We start from the raw sequence: 19,609 nt of genomic DNA, 5'->3' as shown, positions 1-19,609 counted from the left end.
TATGGCCGACCGACAAAACCGATATTTTTAATATACGAATTCTCTTGCTATCATTCAACTAACAAACATTATTTTGCCAAAGGAGACGATATCAGGATGAATGTGACGATCTCCGTTTTTCCCAGTGCCGCCAAAAAGCCGAAAATTCCCGCCAGCCGGCTGGGCTTCGGACGCGTGTTTACCGATCATATGTTTATCATGAACTATAGCGCCGACCATGGCTGGCATGAGCCGCGCATCATCCCGTACCAGCCGATTGCGCTTGATCCGTCGGCCAAGGTGTTTCATTACGGCCAAACGGTATTCGAAGGCTTGAAAGCGCACTCAACCGCGGACGGGCGCACGGTGCTGTTTCGGCCCGACCGCCATATCGAGCGGCTGAACCGCTCGAATTACCGGCTGAGCATTCCGCCGATCGACGGGGAACTGGCGCTTGAGGCGATCAAACGGCTGGTGGCGGTCGACCGGGATTGGATTCCGGAGGAGCCGGGAACCGCGCTGTACATCCGTCCGTTCATCATCGCGACCGAACCGGCGCTCGGCGTGGCGCCTTCCGCCGAATACCGGTTTATCATCATCATGTCGGCGGTCGGTCCCTACTACGAGGCAGGCATCAATCCTGTTAAAATATACGTAGAATCCAATTATGTCAGAGCCGTGGCCGGAGGCGTCGGCGCGGCGAAGGCGGCCGGAAATTACGCGGCCGGCCTTTTGGCCCAGCGGGAAGCGGCGAAGGAAGGGTATGCCCAGGTGCTCTGGCTGGATGGGGTTCACCGCCGGTACATCGAGGAAGTGGGGAGCATGAACGTCTTTTTCAAGATCGGCGATACCGTCCTCACGCCGGCGCTGAACGGCAGCATCCTGGACGGGGTGACGAGAGACTCCGTCATTCGGCTGCTGGCAAGCTGGGGCGTCAGGGTCGAGGAACGGCAGATTTCGATCGACGAGCTGGAGCGGGCCAGCCTCGACGGCACGCTCGCCGAGGCGTTCGGCACCGGAACGGCCGCAGCGGTGTCCCCGATCGGGGAGCTTTGTTGGCAGGGGAACGTATGGAGCATCGGCAACGGCCGGACGGGAACGCTGACCGCGCGGCTTTACGAAACGCTGACCGGTATTCAGACAGGGAAAGCGCCGGACCCGTTCGGCTGGACGGTCGAGGTGTAAGTCCGCACATATTGCGTCCCGGGAGGGGCGAATTCGTGGCGAATGCGGGCCGCAAAGGGGATGAGGGCTTGACAAAGAGCGGGGGCGACAGCGTCAGCATAAAAAACGGCCAATTCGAGAGCGGCGAGATGGACGTTGCGGCCGTAATTTTGGCGGGCGGCCGCGGGCGAAGAATGGGCGGCCGCAACAAGGCGCTGCTGACGTACGGAAACGAGCCGTTTATACGCAGACAATGCCGACTCGCCCTGGAATGGGCGAAAGAGGCGATCGTCGTCGCGCCGCCGTCGGAGGAGCTGCTTCAAGCCGTTTGCGGCCTTGGGCGGGTGCGCGTCGTCCCGGACGAATGGACGGGCCTGGGGCCGCTTGCCGGACTTCACGCCGGCTTGAAGGCGTCGTCGTCGCCGGTTGTATGGGCTCTTGCGTGCGACCATCCGTCGCCGAGCCCCGAAGCGGCCCGGCTGCTGGGAGAGAAGCTTGCGGCCGGAACGCACCGGGCGGCCGTTCCGATTGTCGGCGGCCGAACGCAGCCGCTGCACGCGCTGTACCGCACGGACCTCGCCTCCGTCTGCGGGGCGCTTCTGGCCGCGGGCGAGCGCAGGCTCGGCGCGCTGCTCGAAGCCATCGCCTGGACCGGCGTGCCGGAGGAGGCGTTCATCCGCGCCGGCATCGGCCTTGGCTTCGCAACGGACGTGGACACGCCGGAGGAATATCGCCGGCTGCTTAAGGACGCGGCGGGCCCGGACGATTGACGCGGCCGGCCTTATTTGGAAGGTGCGGTTCCTTACCCATTTCTGCTTCCGGAGGAGGGGCAACGTGGACATTTTGCAAGTGGTCGGCTTCAAGAACGCCGGCAAAACGACGCTGCTGTGCGAGCTCGTCTCCGCGCTGGCGCAAGACGGGCTGCGGGTCGGGACCGTCAAGCGCGACGCGCACGATACGTTCGAGCCGGATACGCGGGGAACGGACAGCTGGCTTCACCGGCGGGCGGGGGCGCTTGTCACCGCCGTCTCCTCTCCGGCCAGGACCGCCTGGTTCGCCTGCGTTCCGCGGACGCTGGACGAACTGATCGACGGAATGAAGCCGTTCGGTCTCGACGTGGTGCTGGCGGAAGGCTTCAAAACCGCCCCCTATCCGAAGATCGCCATCGTCCGCACCGATGCGGACGCCGAGTTATTGCGGTTGCCCGGCGTTTTGGCGGTCATGCTGCGGGAACCTGCGCCCGCGGTTCAAGCCGAAGCCGCCGGGCTCGGCCTTGCCGCGTTCCGCTCCGAAGGGGCGGAACGGCAAGCCCTGATCGACTTCATCCGCAGTCGGTACTCTCGCCGCTGAGCGCAGCGAAGCGGCCTCAAGGAATTCTCCCTTAAGTAGAGGTTTTTATCCCCCCTTTGGATAAATAAGGACTTAAACCGCCGGGTTGAGCCTCCTATAATGGAGAGTGCAAGCGTATTCTTCCTGCCGGAACCGGAGGAAGCGGGCGGCCGAAAGGATGGCGCGGTAGACGATGAGTCTGGGGCGACGGGTGTTTACGGCTTTTTTCGTTTTCATTATCATCCCTTTGTTTGTGCTCGGCACCGTCTCCTATCTCGTATTCCAGCACGTGACCCGGGAGAAATACGAAGAGCAGCTCGAGCTGTCCATGAACGCCATCGGGCGCAACCTCAACAATATGATCAAGGAGGCCAATTATTTCTCCGATTTCTGGGTGACGACCAAGGACAGCGTGCAGAGCGTCGAGCAGTCCATCGGGATGGGAGGCGCGTCGCCGTCTGCGACGGACGATCCGTACATCGAAGAAATGCTGGAAAAGCAAAAGCTGAGCCAACGGGTTCTGCTGACGTATCCGGGCATCAAATCGGTGACCTTGTACGGCAACGACGGTAAAGTCGTCAATGTCAGGTTCATTCCCGATACGCCGGCTCCGCTGGAGAAGCTGAAGACGAATCCGCTGTACGCCGAAGCGCTGAAAAAAAACGGCGCGCCCGTCTGGATCGGCCCCTACGAAGACCGGCTGCTGACCGGGGAAAACAACCTGTTCACCCAGATCCGGGTGCTGCTCGACATCGACACGCTTCAGAGCAAGGGCCTGCTTGTCATCCGGTTCCAGATGAACGAGCTCGAGCGGATTTTCGATTTCTACAATACCGAAGCCAGCGACAACCGCCGCTACCTGCTCGTCGGACGGGGCGGCACGATCATTTACGACAGCGGGGAGCATCTGGCGGGACAGAACTTCTATCTGCATGCGGACCCGACGGGACAGCTCGATCTTACGCAAAGCTATCAAAGCTCGAAGATGAATTTTCTCGGCCGCAAAAGCCTCGTCTCCGTCCACAACCTCGGAGAGATCAAGCGCCTCGGCGCCGGAGACTGGACGCTCGTCACGGTGACCGACTGGAACTACCTGTCCGGGGATCAGACGCGCGTCCTCCGCTGGGTCGTCGGCATTACGGCCGCTTCGCTCGCCTGCGCCCTCATCTTCAACCTGATGTTCGTCCGGCGGACGGTGAACTCCTTCGTGCGCGTGGCAAGCGCCATGCGGCGCGTCGAGCGCGGCGATCTGTCCACGCGCGTGCCGGTGACCGGCAACGACGAGACGGTCATTCTCGCCAAAGGCTTCAACAGCCTTGTCGCCCGCGTCTCCGAGCTGCTGGACGAGGTCGTCCGGGAGCAGCGGCGCAAACGCAAGGCGGAGATGATGCTGCTGCAGGCGCAGATCAAGCCGCATTTTCTGTTTAACGCGCTGGAGTCGATCAACATTTTGGCCGTGCGGAACGAAGGGCGGAAAGTGAGCCGCATGGTGCAGCAGCTTGCCAATATTTTCCGCATCAGCATCCAGCAGAAGGAAGAGGTCCGCATCGACCAGGAGCTGGAGCATGTGCGAAGTTATCTGGAAATTCAGAAATTCCGGTTCGAGGAATTGTTCGAATTCGAAATCGACGTGCCGGACCGGCTGCTTCGCCACCGGATTTTGAAGCTGACGCTTCAGCCGCTTGTGGAGAACAGCATCCAGCACGGCTTCGAGGGCATCGACTACTTGGGACGCATCCGCGTCAGCGCGGTCGAGGAAGGGGACAACATCGCCTTCTACGTGGAGGACAACGGGATCGGCATACCCCGGCGCAAGCTGGCCATGTTCGCCTCCGGGGGGGCGACGACGCTCGAAGCGCTGTACGGGGAGTCGGCGGAAACCGGCGAAAGGCGGGGGCTTGGCGTCGGCAACGTCAACGACCGGCTCCGCATCCACTACGGTCCGGGCTACGGGTTGATTCTGTGCAGCGCGGAGGGGATGGGAACGGTCATCAAATGCTTGATCCCGAAGTCGGCGCCCTGATCCGGGCGGCGGACAGGCAAGCGAACGCACGGATGGTCCGAGGGGAGGATGAGCCATGAAGCTGAAGGTGCTGCTGGTGGACGACGAAATCAACATTTTGAAAAATCTTCAAGCCGTCGTGCCTTGGGAAGACGTCAACGCGGAGATCGTCGGATTGGCCAAAAACGGGAAAACGGCGCTGGAGCTGGCCCGGGAGCACCGCCCGCATCTGATTTTGTGCGACATCCGCATGCCCGTCATGGACGGAATCGAATTTCTGGGCGCCCTGCGGGAATTCGACGCCGACGCCGAAGTCATCATGATGACCGGTTACCAGGATTTCAGCTATGTCCGGTCGGTCATCCGTTACGAAGTCCGAGATTACATTTTGAAGCCGATCGACTACGAGGAATTGACCCGCACGATTCGGCGGCTGGCCGACGGCATCCGCGAGCGCGACGCCGAGCAGCGGACGATCCAGCGGGAATGGCGGCAGATGTTCCGGCTTGCCTACGAAAGAGTGCTTTACGATTTGCTGATCGACGCCGGAAGCGGGACGGCCAAGCCGCTTCTCAAGCTCAGCGAGCTATCGGGGGGAAATTTGGCGTTCGCGATGATGCTCATCGATGTGGAGGACTACGCCAAAAGGGGCGTCCGCTGGGACGAACGGGAGCGCAAGCTGTGGAACTTTGCGGTGCACAACATTTTGCAGGAGCATTTCGCCGGCCTCGAGGTTCCGCATTCCGTGCTGCAAATGCGCGGCGGCGAATGGTGCGTGCTGATCGAACGCACGCCGCCGGAGTCGTTCGACCGGAGCGAATGCGCGGCATGGGCCGAGGAGTTGCGCCGGAAGATTGGCGCCTACCTGAAGCTGAGCATCCGCGTTGCGCTTCATCCTGTCTCCGTTCCGCTCGAGCGGCTGGCCGGAACCTACAAACATTTGCAGCGCTCCCTGAATTTAAGCTTCGGCGGGGAAGGGGGCGTGATCGTGCCCGCGTTCCAGCGCGCCGGTCAGGAGGAGACGCAGCGCCTGTGGGATTGGATCGAAGAGATGGTCACCGGGCTTAAGCGCTGCGACAGGCGCAAGACGGAGGAGGCGCTGCGCGAGCTGAACGAAAGCTTCCGCAGGCTGCCGGAAAGCTCGTTCGAACGGATCGAGCCGATTCTGCATTACGTCTGTCTTCATCTGCTGCGGGAGATGCGGGCGATGGACGTGATCGGCCGGGACGACGAAGCCGAATTTTGGAGCCGGATCGACCGCAGTCCCGGCATCCGCGAAACGCTGGCGGTCATCAACCGCCTCATCGACCAGTCGATCGACAGCGCGATGAAAAAGAAAACGAGCGACGTGCTCATGCTGGCGGCCAAAGACTACATCGAGCGGAACCTGTCGTCGGATTTAAGCATCGACCTGCTGGCCGATTATCTCGGCATTAGCGGCAGCTATTTCAGCCTGCTGTTCAAGCAGCATTTCGGGGAAACGTTCGTGGAATACGTGACCCGGCAGCGAATGGAGATGGCGAAATCGCTGCTGGCCTTAAGCGACAAGAACGTAACGGCGGTCGGACAAATGGTCGGCTATTCGGAGCGCCGCTATTTCACGCGCGTGTTCAGCAAATATACCGGCATGCTTCCGTCGGAATACCGCGAGCTGTCGCATCGGCGGGAGATCAAGCCGGTTTTGTCCGGATGGGCCGACAAGGAGCAATGAGCGGCGGCTCCAACCGCGCCTGTTCGCCGGTTGCGCCGCGGCCGGGATTCATGCGATTGGTTGACAGTGCCAAAGGCTGCCCTTTATATTTGCACTGACGAGAATAAACCGACGATGATGAACGCGCCGGCCGGCGTCCTGCCGGAAAGTTGCGGCTCCGGGGCGTCCCGCCGGTCAGGATCGGCTCCCGGCCGTGCGGAGAACGGGCTTGCCGAACGGTTCCTTGTCGGGACACAAGTGGAGGCATGGACAAAATGACGTATACGATAGGCATTGACGTAGGCGGAACCAACGTGGTGGCCGGGCTGTTCGATGGCGACGGCGTTCTGCTCGCCAAGCTCAAAACGCCGACGGAAAAGTCTTCGGGGACGGAAGGCTTCTTGGACCAGCTGGCCGGACTGGCGCGCAAGCTGCTGAGCGAGCGGGGAATCGCGGAAGGCTCGCTTGCGGCGGTGGGCATCGGTCTGCCCGGATTCATGAACGAAAAGGACGGAACCGTCACGGCGGCGAACCTGCCGCTGTCCGGTACCCCGGTGGCGCAGCTCTTGTCCCGCAAGCTCGGCGTGCCGGTGGCGGTTCAGAACGACGTGAGGATGATCGTGTACGGGGAAACGATCCGCGGCGCCGGAGCGGGATACCGCCATGTGCTCGGCCTTACGCTCGGCACCGGCATGTCCGCGGCGTTCGTGACGGACGGGCGCATTCATACGGGCGCGGAGGGACTGGCCGGGGAGATCGGTCACGTCATCATGGACGGAGTCCAGTATACGTGCGGCTGCGGCATGACCGGCTGCCTCGAGACGATCGCGTCCGCCACGGGAATCGCCCGCCAGGCACAAGACGGCCTTGCGGCCGGACGGGGCGGCCTGCTCGCGGAGCGCTTCCCCGATCCTTCGTCGCGCGGCGAATTGACCGCCCGAGACGTCTGGCAGGCCGCGGTGGACGGCGACGACTTCGCGCTTTCCATCTACCGCTATACCGCCGAGAAGCTTGCGCTCGCGCTTGCGCCGGCCGTCATCCTGCTTTCTCCCGACGTCGTGATCGTCGGAGGAGGCGTCGCCGCGGCCGGCGATATCCTGTTCGGCCCGCTGCGCGAAGAAGTCTCGCGGCGCGTCCACCCGCTTTACCGCGAGCGGCTGCGCATCGTCCCCGGCAGCCTGGACGACGATGCCGGACTGATCGGCAGCGCGGCGTACGCGCAAAGCCTGCTGAGCCGTTGACGCTCGCGCCGCACCCGAGCCCGCCCCCTCGCTGCCGAGGATCGCGGGCTCGCTTCTTTTGCGGCTCGCGCCCTCGCCGCTAGAGGACCGCGGGAGGGCCCCGGCAGGTTCCCGGTGTGTTATACTTTGTGCGAACAGACATAGCGGACGGGAGAGAACGATGAAGCCTTTTACGTTAAAGGTTATACGACTCATTCAAAGCATACCCGAAGGCCGCGTTATGACGTACGGACAAATCGCCCGTCGTGCCGGCAGTCCGCGAGGCGCGCGGCAAGTCGTGCAGATTTTGCATTCGCTGAGCGGCAAGCACCGGCTGCCCTGGCATCGGGTCGTCAACGCCAAGGGAGAAATCGCGATACCGGACGAGGCGGGCCGGAAAACGCAGATGCGCCTTTTGAGGCAGGAAGGGATCGTTTTGGACGGCAGCGGACGGGTGGATCTGGCGCGCTATCTTCACGAACCGGAATGGGAGGCCGACATATGACCGTGCGCAATCGTCATCCTCCATGTGCACGGTTTTTATCCCGATTTCTTATATTTCCGTACATATAAATTCGACAAAACGAGCCTCAAACCCTTGTGGTTACTGGATTTTTTATCGTTCAGCAAGCCTTAAATAGGGTTATTGCCATTTGGAAGGAGAAACGTGTTAACCATTATCAAGAAGGATGTCGAGGTTATCTCTAGGGTTGACATTGATATGAACGAGTTGTTGTGTGATAACGCAGCTGTCCTCCGGACTCCAACTACACACTCTCTGCACCCGGGCAAGCGTCAAGGGGAACCAGCGCATGGCAGATCCTTTTTTGTTTTCATTCGGCTATCTTCCTCTAAGTTGTCGTTACTTTCGTATCCTAAGTGAAAGAAGCATATCGATAACCAACATAAGGAGCATAAGTAAGCAGCAACCGGCTACAAAGTTCAATCGGTACTCGGGAAGCACATTCAGAGGATAGGAAAGAAGCCAACCGACAACGATTCCCGATACGGTATGACCCAGACCTCGTTTCCATATCAGCGCTTTGCCAGACGGATTTCTTCGATGCAAGATGTTATCAACAAACACCGAAATCGGGCAAGCGATAAAGAAATAAAAAAACGACAGTTGAACAATCGCAGTCCCTATTACATACGTATTGGAGAAGGAAGCAAGAGACGACGACTCATCACTTGCATTCAGAACCATAACGATGAATAACAGTGCGATAGTGATGACACAAGCCAACAGTCTCTTTCCCATGGCGTAAAAACCCTTTCGCCGTATTTTCCTAATTATTTACATATTTTTCTTTATTAGTATATTATTAAATAGAAATACCTTACTATAAAACTAAATTACATTTTTCTTCTTAATAATGGGTTCGGTAAATGCCGCCCAAAACCCTAACGATGTTCAAGCAGAATCGACTCCTGCCGGTCTAAATGGTGCTCTTGAAATTCAAGCAAAATCGACGACTGCCAACTCTATCACGTTGAATGGGGACGTTTTCAACCTCCTTAACTGACAAGAAGCTAGATTTGTCGAACGAGAAATTAAACGAGATGTCCTTTAAACCCTATAGCATTATTAAAGTTGTTGGTACCCGGGAACTGCATCCGGATTCAGAGTTCAATGTTCTTGCCACGGTCGAGAAAAGTTACGGATTTACTTATAAGACATTTATTAAATATTATATTTTAAAGGGGATAATCGGGGCTTCGGAGGTGTACAAAATTTGATGCTATTTGCCCATCCGAACGAAGGAATTGAATATTTAGCAGGTCCATCTTCTCTCGCCCGGAGCTTCAACATAATCAACTGATTCTAAATCTTGAACCGGCCGGACAGGCCGGTTTTTGTTTTTTAACGTTCACTTCCCTAAGTTTTCTCATTATTCCAATACTTGTGGGAAAGGCGGCATACTATTGATTTTATTTTACAATTAAATAGACCTGCAAAATGAATCGTGTCGTTCCAGGAATGAGAAACATTCACCAAGCTGACGAACACCTTGGCTCCGAACCAAGTTACCCCCCAATTAAAATAAGTGACTTTATAGCAACTGCAATGGCCTTTTCTGCGGAAGGGTGCGGTCTAAGTGCTATAGCAGCAACTGCAACCCGTTTGAAGCCCAAAACGCTGTACGGCCTGGCCTTGAATTGCCGTAAAAGCAATTGCATGAGCTGAAAAAGGGGAAGCCGGTCCTGCAATTGCTTTTGAAGCAACTGCCGTGAACATTGTTTGTCAAGCCCCGTATTTGCATTTCATCTTCGCGTAAGAAAACGAGCCAGGGTAAACGGAAAAAACAAATCTTCTACTGCAAAAGGCGAGACCCAGGCCTGCTTGTCGTTAGAAACAATCCTGAGCGAATGGGATACCGGGAACAGGGCAAAGGGGGGCGAAAACGCCGCCAGGCTCCCGACGACGGGCAACGTACGAAAAAATTGCCGCTTGAACGCCGTTCGGGATATTGCGGCGAACCGGGAACAAGACGAAAAATGAGGGCGAGACAACGGGAAAAAAGAAGGAAGAGAGCGGGGCCGTCTCATGGCGGCCGGCGTTGCGTCCGGGCCTCTCCGCCATACGGGAATGCCCGATAATATCGCCAAGAAAAACAAGTCGGCGGCCCAGCATGCGTATGGTATAATGACGGCATGAAATGGAAAGGGGAGACGAACGTTCATGCCTTATTCCCGTACCCAGACGAGACGCAGGTTGCGAAGGCGCGCCCGCATGCTGCTTTATTTAAATTTGACGCTTATCGTTGCCATCGTTATCGTGGGCGGAATATGGGGCGCTTCGTGGCTGCAGGACCGCGGAGAACGGACAGCCGGCGGAGCTTTGGAAGGCGGCCAAAGCGGAGCGCTACCGGCGGCACAGACGCCGGCCGGATCGCCGCAGAATGCCGGAGGAGCCGCGAGCGAATATGCGGAACCTGCCGATGCTGCGAACGGATCCGCGGAACCGGCCGATGCCGTGAGCGAATCTCCGCAGCCGACTGATGATGGCGACGCGGCTGCGGGCGCCGAACCTTCCCGAGAAGCTCCGGGAAATGCGTCCGCCGTCCCGGCAGACGGGAAGACGGCTGCCGTGACGCTCGCGTTTGTCGGCGATTTGCTTCCGGCTGCACGGGTAGGGGAGCTGATGGACAAGAACGGTGTGGACTATCCGTTCGCCGCGTCCAAAAGCATTCTGGAAGCCGCAGACATCACCGCCGGCAATCTGGAAACGCCGATTACCCTTCGCGGCACGCCGGCGGAGGACAAAAAGTACGTATTCAAGGGCAAACCGGAATATTTGGCGGGACTGAAAAATGCGGGTTTCGACGTCGTCACGCTGGCGAACAACCATACGCTGGATCAGGGATGGGAAGGCCTGAGCGACACGATGGATCATTTGGACGACGCGGGCATTCGGCATGTCGGCGCGGGGCGGGACGACGAGGAGGCGTTTACGCCCGTTTACATCGAGAGCAACGGAATGACGGTCGCCTATATCGGGGTAACGAACATCGTTCCCGTCACCACCTGGAAGGCGGACAAAAACCATCCGGGCGTAGCCGAAGCCTACGATTTGACCCGCGCCAAAGCGGCCATACAGGCGGCAAGAAAGCTTGCGGACGTCGTCGTCGTGATGGTTCACTGGGGCGAGGAGCTGAACGAGCGGCCGGTATTGCGGCAGACGGAACGGGGCCATGCGTTTATCGACGCCGGAGCCGATCTGGTGATCGGCAGCCATCCCCATATTTTGCAAGGGTTCGAACATTACAAGGGCAAATGGATTGCGTACAGCCTGGGCAATTTCGTCTTTACGTCCAACGGCAATACGCTGACGCAACAGACAGGGGTGTTGAACGCGAAATGCGGCAAAAACGGGGAGTGCGCCCTTTCCTTTGTGCCGATGTTCGCCGAAAAATCGCAGCCGGCGCCGATGGTGCCGATCGATTCCCAACTGCTGCTGTCCCGGCTGTCCGATTTGTCCATTCGCGCCGATGTGGATGAATTGGGGAACCTTGTTCCCGCGCCCGGCAAAGCGCCGAAGACGCCGGCGGAAACGCCGAGGGCGTCCGCGCTGCCGGAAACGGCCGCAGCGCCGTCCGGCGCGGCCGCCGCGGCGCCCTAAAACGGAAGCCGCTCTGCTTGGCAAACGGCGCAAAGCAAAGGACCGATTCCGCAGCGCGGAAAACGTCCTGCCCACTTCTCGGCGAAGGGAGAGAACCATCGATGGAGCCGTGGCAACGAGCATTTCTTCATCCGTGCGTGGCGCATCGGGGTTGGTCCGGCGGCGCGCCGGAAAATACGATGGCGGCGTTCCGCCTGGCCATCAGCGAGCCGGCCGTCCATTGGCTCGAGCTGGACGTTCATCTGAGCAAGGATGACGTTCCCGTAGTCATTCACGATTCGACGTTGAACCGCACGACCAACGACAAAGGGAGGGTCCGGGACCGGACGGCTCGGGAGCTGTCGAGGGTGGACGCCGGAAGCTGGTTCCATCCGGTTTACGCCGGCGAGCCGGTACCCGTGCTGGAGCAGGTGCTGGCGCTTGCGGCCGGGCGCTGCCGCCTGAATATCGAACTGAAGGAAGACGGGCCCGACAAGGACCGCCTGGCGCGGAACGTAACGCAGCTCATCCGCCGCTATTGTCTGGAGCGCGACGTCGTCATCACGTCGTTCGACCCGGCGCTTATTGCCGCCGCCAAAAAACATCTGCCCGTCGTCGAGACTGGGCTCATTGTCGACAAACGGTCGGCAAGGCTCATGGACAAATTGCGTTCCCTCGGCGCAAGCAACCTGTCGATCGAATACCGGTCGGTGAACGCTTCGCTATTGAAAGAGGCGGAAGCGGCCGGCATCCGCATCATGGCCTGGACGGTGAACGACCGGCGCGATCTGTCGCGGCTGGTCGCGATGCCGCAGCCTTTTCAAATTTGCACCAATTACCCCGACCGCTGGCTGGCGGCGGTACAGGAAGGAGCAGGAAGCCGGGCATGAATGCGCCTATTCCCATTCGCAACCTTTATTGCGTCGGACGAAACTACCGGCTGCACGCCGCCGAGCTGGGCAATGCCGTTCCGGAGACGCCGCTGATCTTTACGAAACCGACGCATGCGGCCGTTTCCTGGGAAGGGGAGGTCGCGCTGCCCGGCACGCAGGGCTCCGTCCATTACGAGACGGAGCTGGTGCTGCTGTTCGGGCAGCCTTATGAACGCGGCGCTTCCCTCGACCGCGTCGTCTCGCATTTTACCGTCGGACTCGATTTTACGCTTCGCGACGAGCAGGAGAGGCTGAAGGCGGAGGGCTGGCCCTGGCTTTCGGCCAAAGGCTTCCGGAACTCGGCCGGCTTCGGCCGATGGGAAGCCTATCCGGGCGAGGAAGAGCTGGCCCGGCGGGATTTCACGCTGCGCATCAACGGAAGGGAGGCGCAGCGGGGCAACATTCGGGACATGGTGTTCGGCTTTGCGGAACTGGCGTCCTTTATCGGCGAGCGCTACGGCCTCGGGCCCGGCGATGTGCTGTTTACCGGGACGCCGGCGGGCGTAGGCGCCCTTCGCGACGGAGACGAGCTGACGCTCGCCTGGGACGGCCGCGAGGTCGGCAGCGCGAAAGTGAGGCTTGTTTGAGCAAGCGGCCGCAGACGCGCGCCGCGAAAGCGCGCATGGCGCCGCCGCACAAGGCGGCTGTACCGTCTTGCCGGCTGTCCGGTTGGTCGGCAATAAAGCCGGCTTCTCCCGGCGCGCGGAGCCGCAGCGATGCCGCCGGCGCGAACGCGCCTGCCGAACGGCAAAGGAGCCTCTCCCCGCAGCAATGCTGCGGGAGAGAGGCTCCTCGCCTTTTGGCTCAGAACGCCCAATTGCCTTTCCGGAACACCGGTTCTTCCTTTCCGTCCGCGGTGACGCCGAAAATATCCATCTCCGCCGAGCCGATCATAAAGTCGACATGGGTGAGGCTGCGGTTCAGGCCTTTGGCTTTGAGCTCATCCTGCGTCATGGATTTGCCGCCCTTCAGGCAGAAGGCGTAGGCGCTGCCGATCGCCAGGTGGTTGGACGCATTCTCGTCGAACAGCGTGTTGTAGTAGAGAATGTTCGATTCCGAAATCGGGGAGCGGTGCGGGACGAGCGCCACTTCGCCGAGGTAATGGGAACCTTCGTCCATCTCGACCAGCTTCTTTAACGTTTCCTCGCCTTTTTCCGCTTCAACGCCGACGATGCGGCCGTTTTCGAACGTCAGCTTGAAGCCGTCGATCACGGTGCCCCCGTAGCTGAGCGGTTTGGTGCTGGACACGTATCCGTCGACGCGTTCGGCATGCGGCGCGGTAAACACTTCTTCGGTCGGCATATTCGCCACAAACTTCGTGCCCTTCTCGTTGACGCTGTCGGCGGCGACCCAAATGTGGCCTTCGGGCAGCCCTACGAACAGATCGGTGCCGGGCGCGACGTAGTGCAGTTTCGCATATTGCTTGGCGTTCAAATAATCGGCCTTTTCGTTGAGCGTCCGGATGTGCCGGTCCCAGGCGGCCACGGGATTGTCCTCGTCGACTCTTACCGCTTTGAAGATCGAATCCCACAGCTTCTCCACCTGCCGGTCTTCCGGCTCGTTCGGAAATACCTTGGCGGCCCATGCTTGGGATGGAGCGGCGACGACGCACCAGCTGAATTTGTCCGACTGCGCGTATTCCCTGTACTTGGCCATCGCCTTGCCGTACGTTTTCTGGTGGTTCGCGATTTTCTCCGGGTCGATGCCTTTGAGCAGATCGGGATCGGACGATACGACGCTGACGACGGCTGCGTTGTTTTCAACCAGCTCCAGCATCTCGCCGGCATACCATTTCGGTTCCTCCAAAAAAGCCTCGTTCGGCGCAAATTCGTACCGCAAGCGGTTGACCGCATCATCGGACCAGTTCACTTTGACGGTGTAAGCGCCGGCTTCGTAGCCTTTGCGCGCGATTTCGCGCACCAGTTCGGCCGCGTCCAGGGCGGCGTTGACGACGAGCTTTTGCCCGGGTTGAAGCTGAACGCCGACATTGACGATCAGGTCCGCATAGCGGCTCAGCCTCTCTTGAAACGATGGCATCTCATGTTTCCTCCGTTTCGGTTTTCTTCTCGAACACATACAGTTTGCCGTTTTTCGCGATTTGAAAGGAAGGTCCTCTGAAGCCTCTGCGCACAAGCTCTTTGCGGAGATAGAACATCACCGCCGCGTGGCTGACGATCAGCGTGTCTTGTTGGGGCTCCGCCAGCGCCAGGTCGACGATGCGCTCGACGCGCCGCTTGGCTTCCCGAATATCCCCGCGCGACTTGCGGTTGTGCCATCCGGCCGTCCGGAGCAGCGCAAACCATAGCGGAACGGGCAGCTTCAGCCCGCTGCGGAACGCGGGTGCCGGAATTTCCCTCAATTCGGGAAGGTAGCGGATTTCGCCCCGATAGAGGTGTCCGGCCGTTTTCGCCGCTCTGGGCATATCGCTGGAAAAGCATCGGGCCCAGGACGAATCGTGCAGCGCGGCGTTCCCCGGCTCAATATCCGCTTCGTCGTATTCTTCGAACCAGCGCCGAAGCTCCTCTCCCGTAACGAGCGCGCCCCGGGGCAACGCCTTCAGCACCCGATAGTGGCGAATCAGTCCGATTTTCAGCTTGTTTCCGCCTTTCCCGGTTGGTTTTCGCTTTTTCCGCGGCATGACGGCCGCGCCTTCCGCGCGCAACTGGCGAGGCGCTTCAAAGTCATCGCCAACGCTGGCTTTATGTGGAATGATAGCCCATTTGCGGATTCATTTCAACATGACGGCTCTTGCAAGACGATTGTATCCCTGTTTTGTGGGAATGACGCACTTTCTTTGGCGGCGTTAGCTTTTACAATAAAGATGTAGCAAGAAAACCCATTTTATCCTTTAGGAGGGTCCCCAGCGTGAAAAAGAAACTGACTTCCGTCCTGGCCGCAGCGGTCGCGTTAGCCGCGTTATTGGCCGGATGCGGCGGAGGAGGCAACGAGCCGGCCGCTTCCGGCAGCTCTCCCGCCAGCGAAAGCCCGCCGGCTTCCCCGAGCGAGTCCCCCTCGCCGGCCAAGGCGGAGAATTTCACGATGTCGCTTCGCCATATCCAGATCGGCGAGCCGCAGAAATTCAGGAAAGCGATTCTCGACGACGTCGTCAAGAAAACGGAAGAAGAAGTGCCCGGCCTGAAATTCGAGCTGGACGGCGTGGAAGACAGCGTCAACCGGTTCACGAAGCTGCCGGCCGAGATGGCCGCGGGCAATCCTCCGAAAATCATGTCCATCTTCGGCGGCGCGGGCGACACGCAGAAATACGCCAAAGCCGGACGGCTGCTCGATCTGACGCCGATTCTCGAGGAGCTTGGCCTCAAGGACAAATTCCTCAACGTGCTCGATCCGTTCTCGGTCGACGGCAAAGTATACGGGCTGCCGATCGGGGGCAACACCGAAGGCATTTTTTACAATACGGAAATTTTCGGAAAATACGGCCTGAATCCGCCGACGACCTGGGACGATCTGATCAAGGCCGCCGACACGCTGAAGGAAAACGGGATTACGCCGTTCGCCGTCGGCTCCAAGGGCGCATGGGTGCCGAACATGACGATCAACACGTTTATCGGCCGCCTGGCCGGACCGGAGACGATCACGGGCTTTACGACAGGCGCCAGCAAGTGGAATTCGCCGGACGTCGTGGCCGCGTACACGCTGTATAAAGAATGGGTGGATAAAGGCTACTTCACCAAAGGCGAGCTCGGCAAGGAATACGGCGATATGCTGAACGATTTTGTCGCCGGCAAGGCGGGGATGATGTTCGACGGCTCGTGGCGCTCCTCGGCGTTCAAGAACGACGCCGTCGGCGCGGCCGTCGCGGGCAAAGTCGCGTTCGTTTCGCTGCCGCCGCTGCCGAACGGCAAAGGCGACCAAACTTCGGTCAACGCCAACTACGGCGAAGGCTACGGCTTCTCCTCCGATATGAACGAGAACGAGCTGAAGGCCGTCAAAGCGTTCATCAAAAACATGTACAGCGACGAAATGCAGCTTCGCGGCCTGCTGGAGGACGGCGTGCTGCCTTCGATGAAGTTGTCGGAAGAATCCATCGCGCAGGTGAGCGATCCGATCGTCAAGCAGGTGCTGGACGTGCTGAACGGCGCGGGCGTGACGTTCCCGCACTTCGACTCGGTCGTCCAATCGAAGGTGTATACCGAGACCGAAACGCAGCTGCAAAAGCTCATTGCCGGCAAAGCGACGCCGCAGCAGGTGGCCGACGCCATCCAGAAGGTGCAGGACGAAGAAAACGCGGCCGCGGCGAAATAAGCCCGGAGCAAGAGAGGAGCCGCCCGCGGTCCGGGCGGCTCCTTCCGCGTCAGACTTTAAACGACGGCGGGGGAATCCTCAATGAAAAACGCGCTTCGCAATCCTTATGTTTATGTGGCCTTTATCCTTCCGACGATCGCGCTTTATTTTCTGTTTTTCATCTATCCGATGATCATGTCCGTTTATTACGGGTTTACGGATTGGGATGGCCTGAACAAGCCAAACTTCATCGGATCGGATAACTTTGCCACCGCCTTCCGCGATCCCGAATTCCGCTCCTCCATGTTGAACAACGTCTATATTTTGCTTTTCTCCTGCTGCGTCCAGGTGCCGCTCATCGTCGTCTTTTCCTTGGTGATCAGCAGCGTCAAACGCCTTCAGGGCTTCTACAAAACGACCGTGTTCATGCCGTCCATTCTGTCCACCTCGGTCATCGGCATTTTGTGGGGCTATATTTACGATCCCGACGTGGGGTTGCTCAACAACCTGCTCAAGCTGTTCGGCGCGGGACCGATTTACTGGCTGGCGGAGTCGAAATGGGCGATGCTTTCGATTCTGATCACCAACGCCTGGCAGTGGATGGGCTTTTATATCGTGCTGATTTTGGCGGCGATTCTGGCCATCCCGAAAGAGATCGACGAGGCGGCCAGGATCGACGGCGCAAGCGGCGCGCAGCGGGCATGGCATTTGACGGTGCCGCTGATCAAGCCGGTCGTCAACGTCGTCATTATGCTTTCCATCGCGGGCGCGCTGCGGGTCGTGGACATCGTGCTGGTCATGACGGGCGGGGGGCCGGCGGGGGCGACGGAAGTGATGGCTTCTTACATGGTCAACAAGGCGATCAAATACGGGGAATACGGCTACGGCACGGCGCTGGCGATCATCATTTTCGTGTTTGCGCTCGTATTGACCGCGGCTTACCAGATTCTGTTCGCCAGAAGACAAGAAAGGTTGGAATACTGATGCCGGCGGCGATCAAAAAAACCATTCCCCATGTCGTCCTGTTGGCGTACGTCGCGGTCATCCTCGTTCCGTTTCTGTTCGTGCTGTTGTCCTCGTTCAAAGCGAATAACGTCGAGATTGCGACGAGGCCGTTCGGGCTACCGAAGATATGGGCGTTCGAAAACTACAAAGAGGCTTGGGTCAAGGCGAAAATCAGCGTGTATTTCTGGAACAGCCTTTACCTGTCGCTGTCGTCCGCCGTTGCGGGCGTGCTGCTGGCCGCGGCTACCGCTTTCGCGCTTACGCGCATGAAATTCGAATCGGCCAGCCGCTGGATTTACCAGTTCGTGCTGATCGGCATGCTGATTCCGGGCAACGTCCTGTTTATCGCCCAATATTTGCTCGTGCGCAACCTGGGCATTCTGAATACGCACTGGTCGCTGTTTCTGCCCTATACGGCCGGCGCGCTGCCGATCAGCGTGCTGCTGATCGCGGCGTTCATGCGCTCGATTCCGGGCGAGCTGGAAGAGGCGGCGATCGTCGACGGACTGAGCGCGCCGGGCCTGTTCGTCCGGATTCTGCTGCCGCTGACGCTGCCCGCGCTCGTGACCGTGTTCATCGTGAATTTCCTGGGGAATTGGAACGAGTATTTGCTGGCCAATTTCTTTTTGAACAAGGACTCGCTGCGCACGCTGCCGACCGGCATGGTCGGCTTTCGGGACGCGTTTCAGACCAACTATGCGCTTATCTGCACAGGCATCGTGTTCAGCGTCGTCCCGGTTCTGGTCCTCTATGCGCTCCTTCAGAAAAACATCATCGAAGGCCTTACGGCGGGCAGCGTAAAAGGGTAAGGCGGTCCGGCGCCGGTTCTTTGCGGAAGGGGCGGTGAAGGAGGGGATGGTGAAGGAGGGGATGGTGAAAGCAGTGGCGGCGAAACGCGGGCGATTTGCCTCGGGCGGGATGGCGGCCGATAATAAAGGGAAAGCTCTCATGGAAAGCAGGTGAATGCGATGCCTGACCGTGCGAGAGTCAGCTCGTTCCCGCCCGTGGCGGACGGGCGTTCCCGCGTATTGATTCTGGGCAGCATGCCGGGGGTCGCGTCGCTGAAGGCGCAGCAATACTACGGCAACTCGAGAAACTATTTCTGGCGGATCGTTTACGCGCTTTTTGGCGAGTCCGCGCCGCACGAGCGTTACGAGGACCGGCTTCGGTTCGCCTTGGCGCACGGGATCGCGTTATGGGATTCCATCGCGTCATGCGAGCGGAAGGGGAGCCTCGACAGCGATATTCGCGATGCGGTGCCGAACGACATTCCGGGGCTGCTCCGGCAATACCCCGGCATCGCCGTGCTGGCCTGCAACGGGGCGCAGTCGCATGCGGTGCTGCTTCGCCATTTCGGGACCGCGCCTGAGGTAATGGAGCGGACGGTGCTCCGCCTGCCGTCGACCAGCCCGATTCCGACTCCGCAATTTCGCGGGCTGGATGAGCGGCTGCGGGCATGGCGCGAAGCGCTGGCCCCGTTTCTGTCCCTAACTTCGTAAGCACTTCGCGTAAGCACTTCGCAGCGGCTTGCGGCCATCTTCTTTTCGCCGGCCGGTCCTGCGGGCCGATGCCGATTTAATTGCCGTTTGGGCACTTAAATCGGGGGTACACGCGAGAACGGGTTCTGCAGTTGCTGTTATAGCAACTGCAGTTCCGCCCGGCCGGTCCTGTGGATCACTGTCAAGAAAGTGGACACAACTTTTATCCTGCCTGGAGTTGCTCATAGTACCTTTTTTCGTACAAATACGGAGTCAGATAACCGATCGACGAATGGATACGGATGCGGTTATACTCCAATTCAATGTACTCGTAAATCGCATCATACGCCTGTTTACGAGTGTTAAATTTCGTTTGGTAAATGAGCTCTTTCTTGAGAACGCTGTGGAAAGATTCGATGCAGGCATTGTCGTAACAGTTGCCCTTGCGACTCATGCTGCCAATCAT

General features: G+C 59.2%; 17 protein-coding genes. 14 read left to right on the top strand and 3 right to left on the bottom strand.

The features are described from left to right. Positions 1–96: 96 nt before the first annotated feature. From F560_RS0102510 to F560_RS0102450, 10 genes are all read left to right on the top strand, one after another. Complete coding sequence (locus tag F560_RS0102510) at positions 97–1,164, top strand: branched-chain amino acid aminotransferase (RefSeq protein WP_019004130.1); 1,068 nt, start codon at positions 97–99, stop codon at positions 1,162–1,164. 35 nt (positions 1,165–1,199) lie between these two features. Then, positions 1,200–1,913, top strand: coding sequence for a molybdenum cofactor guanylyltransferase (gene mobA, locus F560_RS24425; protein ID WP_019004129.1), 714 nt, complete (start codon positions 1,200–1,202; stop codon positions 1,911–1,913). A gap of 64 nt (positions 1,914–1,977) precedes the next feature. Further along, the gene (mobB, locus tag F560_RS25870) at positions 1,978–2,493 is read left to right on the top strand and encodes a molybdopterin-guanine dinucleotide biosynthesis protein B (RefSeq protein WP_019004128.1); all 516 of its coding nucleotides are present in this window, start codon (positions 1,978–1,980) and stop codon (positions 2,491–2,493) included. Between the two features lie 172 nt (positions 2,494–2,665). Next, entirely contained in the window at positions 2,666–4,495 is a 1,830-nt protein-coding gene (locus tag F560_RS0102495; RefSeq protein WP_019004127.1) for a sensor histidine kinase, read from the top strand. A 55-nt stretch (positions 4,496–4,550) separates the two neighbouring features. Further along, positions 4,551–6,185: a response regulator gene (locus F560_RS22280; RefSeq protein WP_019004126.1), complete on the top strand. Its 1,635-nt coding sequence runs from the start codon at positions 4,551–4,553 to the stop codon at positions 6,183–6,185. A 254-nt stretch (positions 6,186–6,439) separates the two neighbouring features. Beyond that, positions 6,440–7,405, top strand: coding sequence for an ROK family protein (locus tag F560_RS0102485; protein ID WP_019004125.1), 966 nt, complete (start codon positions 6,440–6,442; stop codon positions 7,403–7,405). Positions 7,406–7,565: 160 nt separating this feature from the next. Beyond that, positions 7,566–7,889, top strand: coding sequence for an MGMT family protein (locus tag F560_RS0102480; RefSeq protein WP_019004124.1), 324 nt, complete (start codon positions 7,566–7,568; stop codon positions 7,887–7,889). Between the two features lie 2,178 nt (positions 7,890–10,067). Further along, positions 10,068–11,507 (top strand): CapA family protein, encoded by a 1,440-nt coding sequence (locus F560_RS24120; RefSeq protein ID WP_156828870.1) that lies wholly within the window; start codon positions 10,068–10,070, stop codon positions 11,505–11,507. A 101-nt stretch (positions 11,508–11,608) separates the two neighbouring features. After that, complete coding sequence (locus F560_RS0102455; protein ID WP_019004119.1) at positions 11,609–12,376, top strand: glycerophosphodiester phosphodiesterase; 768 nt, start codon at positions 11,609–11,611, stop codon at positions 12,374–12,376. Further along, positions 12,373–13,005 carry a fumarylacetoacetate hydrolase family protein gene (locus F560_RS0102450; protein WP_019004118.1) on the top strand — a complete coding sequence of 211 codons (633 nt, stop codon included), beginning with the start codon at positions 12,373–12,375 and terminating at the stop codon, positions 13,003–13,005. The genes F560_RS0102455 and F560_RS0102450 overlap by 4 nt, the downstream gene beginning before the upstream one ends. Before the next feature lie 217 nt (positions 13,006–13,222). On the opposite strand, the gene F560_RS0102445 is transcribed toward F560_RS0102450, so the two are convergent. Continuing rightward, positions 13,223–14,455, bottom strand: a complete 1,233-nt coding sequence (locus tag F560_RS0102445; RefSeq protein WP_019004117.1) for an aminopeptidase — start codon at positions 14,453–14,455, stop codon at positions 13,223–13,225. A gap of 1 nt (position 14,456) precedes the next feature. Next, complete coding sequence (locus tag F560_RS0102440) at positions 14,457–15,056, bottom strand: histidine phosphatase family protein (RefSeq protein WP_245554798.1); 600 nt, start codon at positions 15,054–15,056, stop codon at positions 14,457–14,459. Positions 15,057–15,283: 227 nt separating this feature from the next. On the opposite strand from F560_RS0102440, the gene F560_RS0102435 reads away from it, so the two are divergent. The 4 genes from F560_RS0102435 (at position 15,284) to F560_RS0102415 (ending at position 19,164) form a co-directional block, all read left to right on the top strand. Then, positions 15,284–16,681 (top strand): extracellular solute-binding protein, encoded by a 1,398-nt coding sequence (locus tag F560_RS0102435; protein ID WP_019004115.1) that lies wholly within the window; start codon positions 15,284–15,286, stop codon positions 16,679–16,681. 81 nt (positions 16,682–16,762) lie between these two features. Beyond that, positions 16,763–17,644: a carbohydrate ABC transporter permease gene (locus F560_RS0102430; protein ID WP_019004114.1), complete on the top strand. Its 882-nt coding sequence runs from the start codon at positions 16,763–16,765 to the stop codon at positions 17,642–17,644. Continuing rightward, a complete protein-coding gene (locus F560_RS0102425) occupies positions 17,644–18,474 on the top strand; it encodes a carbohydrate ABC transporter permease (RefSeq protein ID WP_019004113.1) in 831 nt (276 codons plus the stop codon). The genes F560_RS0102430 and F560_RS0102425 overlap by 1 nt, the downstream gene beginning before the upstream one ends. A 159-nt stretch (positions 18,475–18,633) precedes the next feature. After that, positions 18,634–19,164, top strand: a complete 531-nt coding sequence (locus F560_RS0102415) for a DNA-deoxyinosine glycosylase (RefSeq protein ID WP_019004111.1) — start codon at positions 18,634–18,636, stop codon at positions 19,162–19,164. Positions 19,165–19,366: 202 nt separating this feature from the next. Here the strand turns inward: F560_RS0102415 and F560_RS22270 are convergent. Next, positions 19,367–19,609, bottom strand: a 243-nt coding sequence (locus F560_RS22270; RefSeq protein ID WP_019004110.1) for an integrase core domain-containing protein, incomplete at its 5' end; no start/stop codon positions are given.

This window comes from Cohnella laeviribosi DSM 21336, from assembly GCF_000378425.1.
GTDB lineage: Bacteria > Bacillota > Bacilli > Paenibacillales > Paenibacillaceae > Cohnella > Cohnella laeviribosi.
This window is presented reverse-complemented; position numbering and strand designations above follow the sequence as displayed.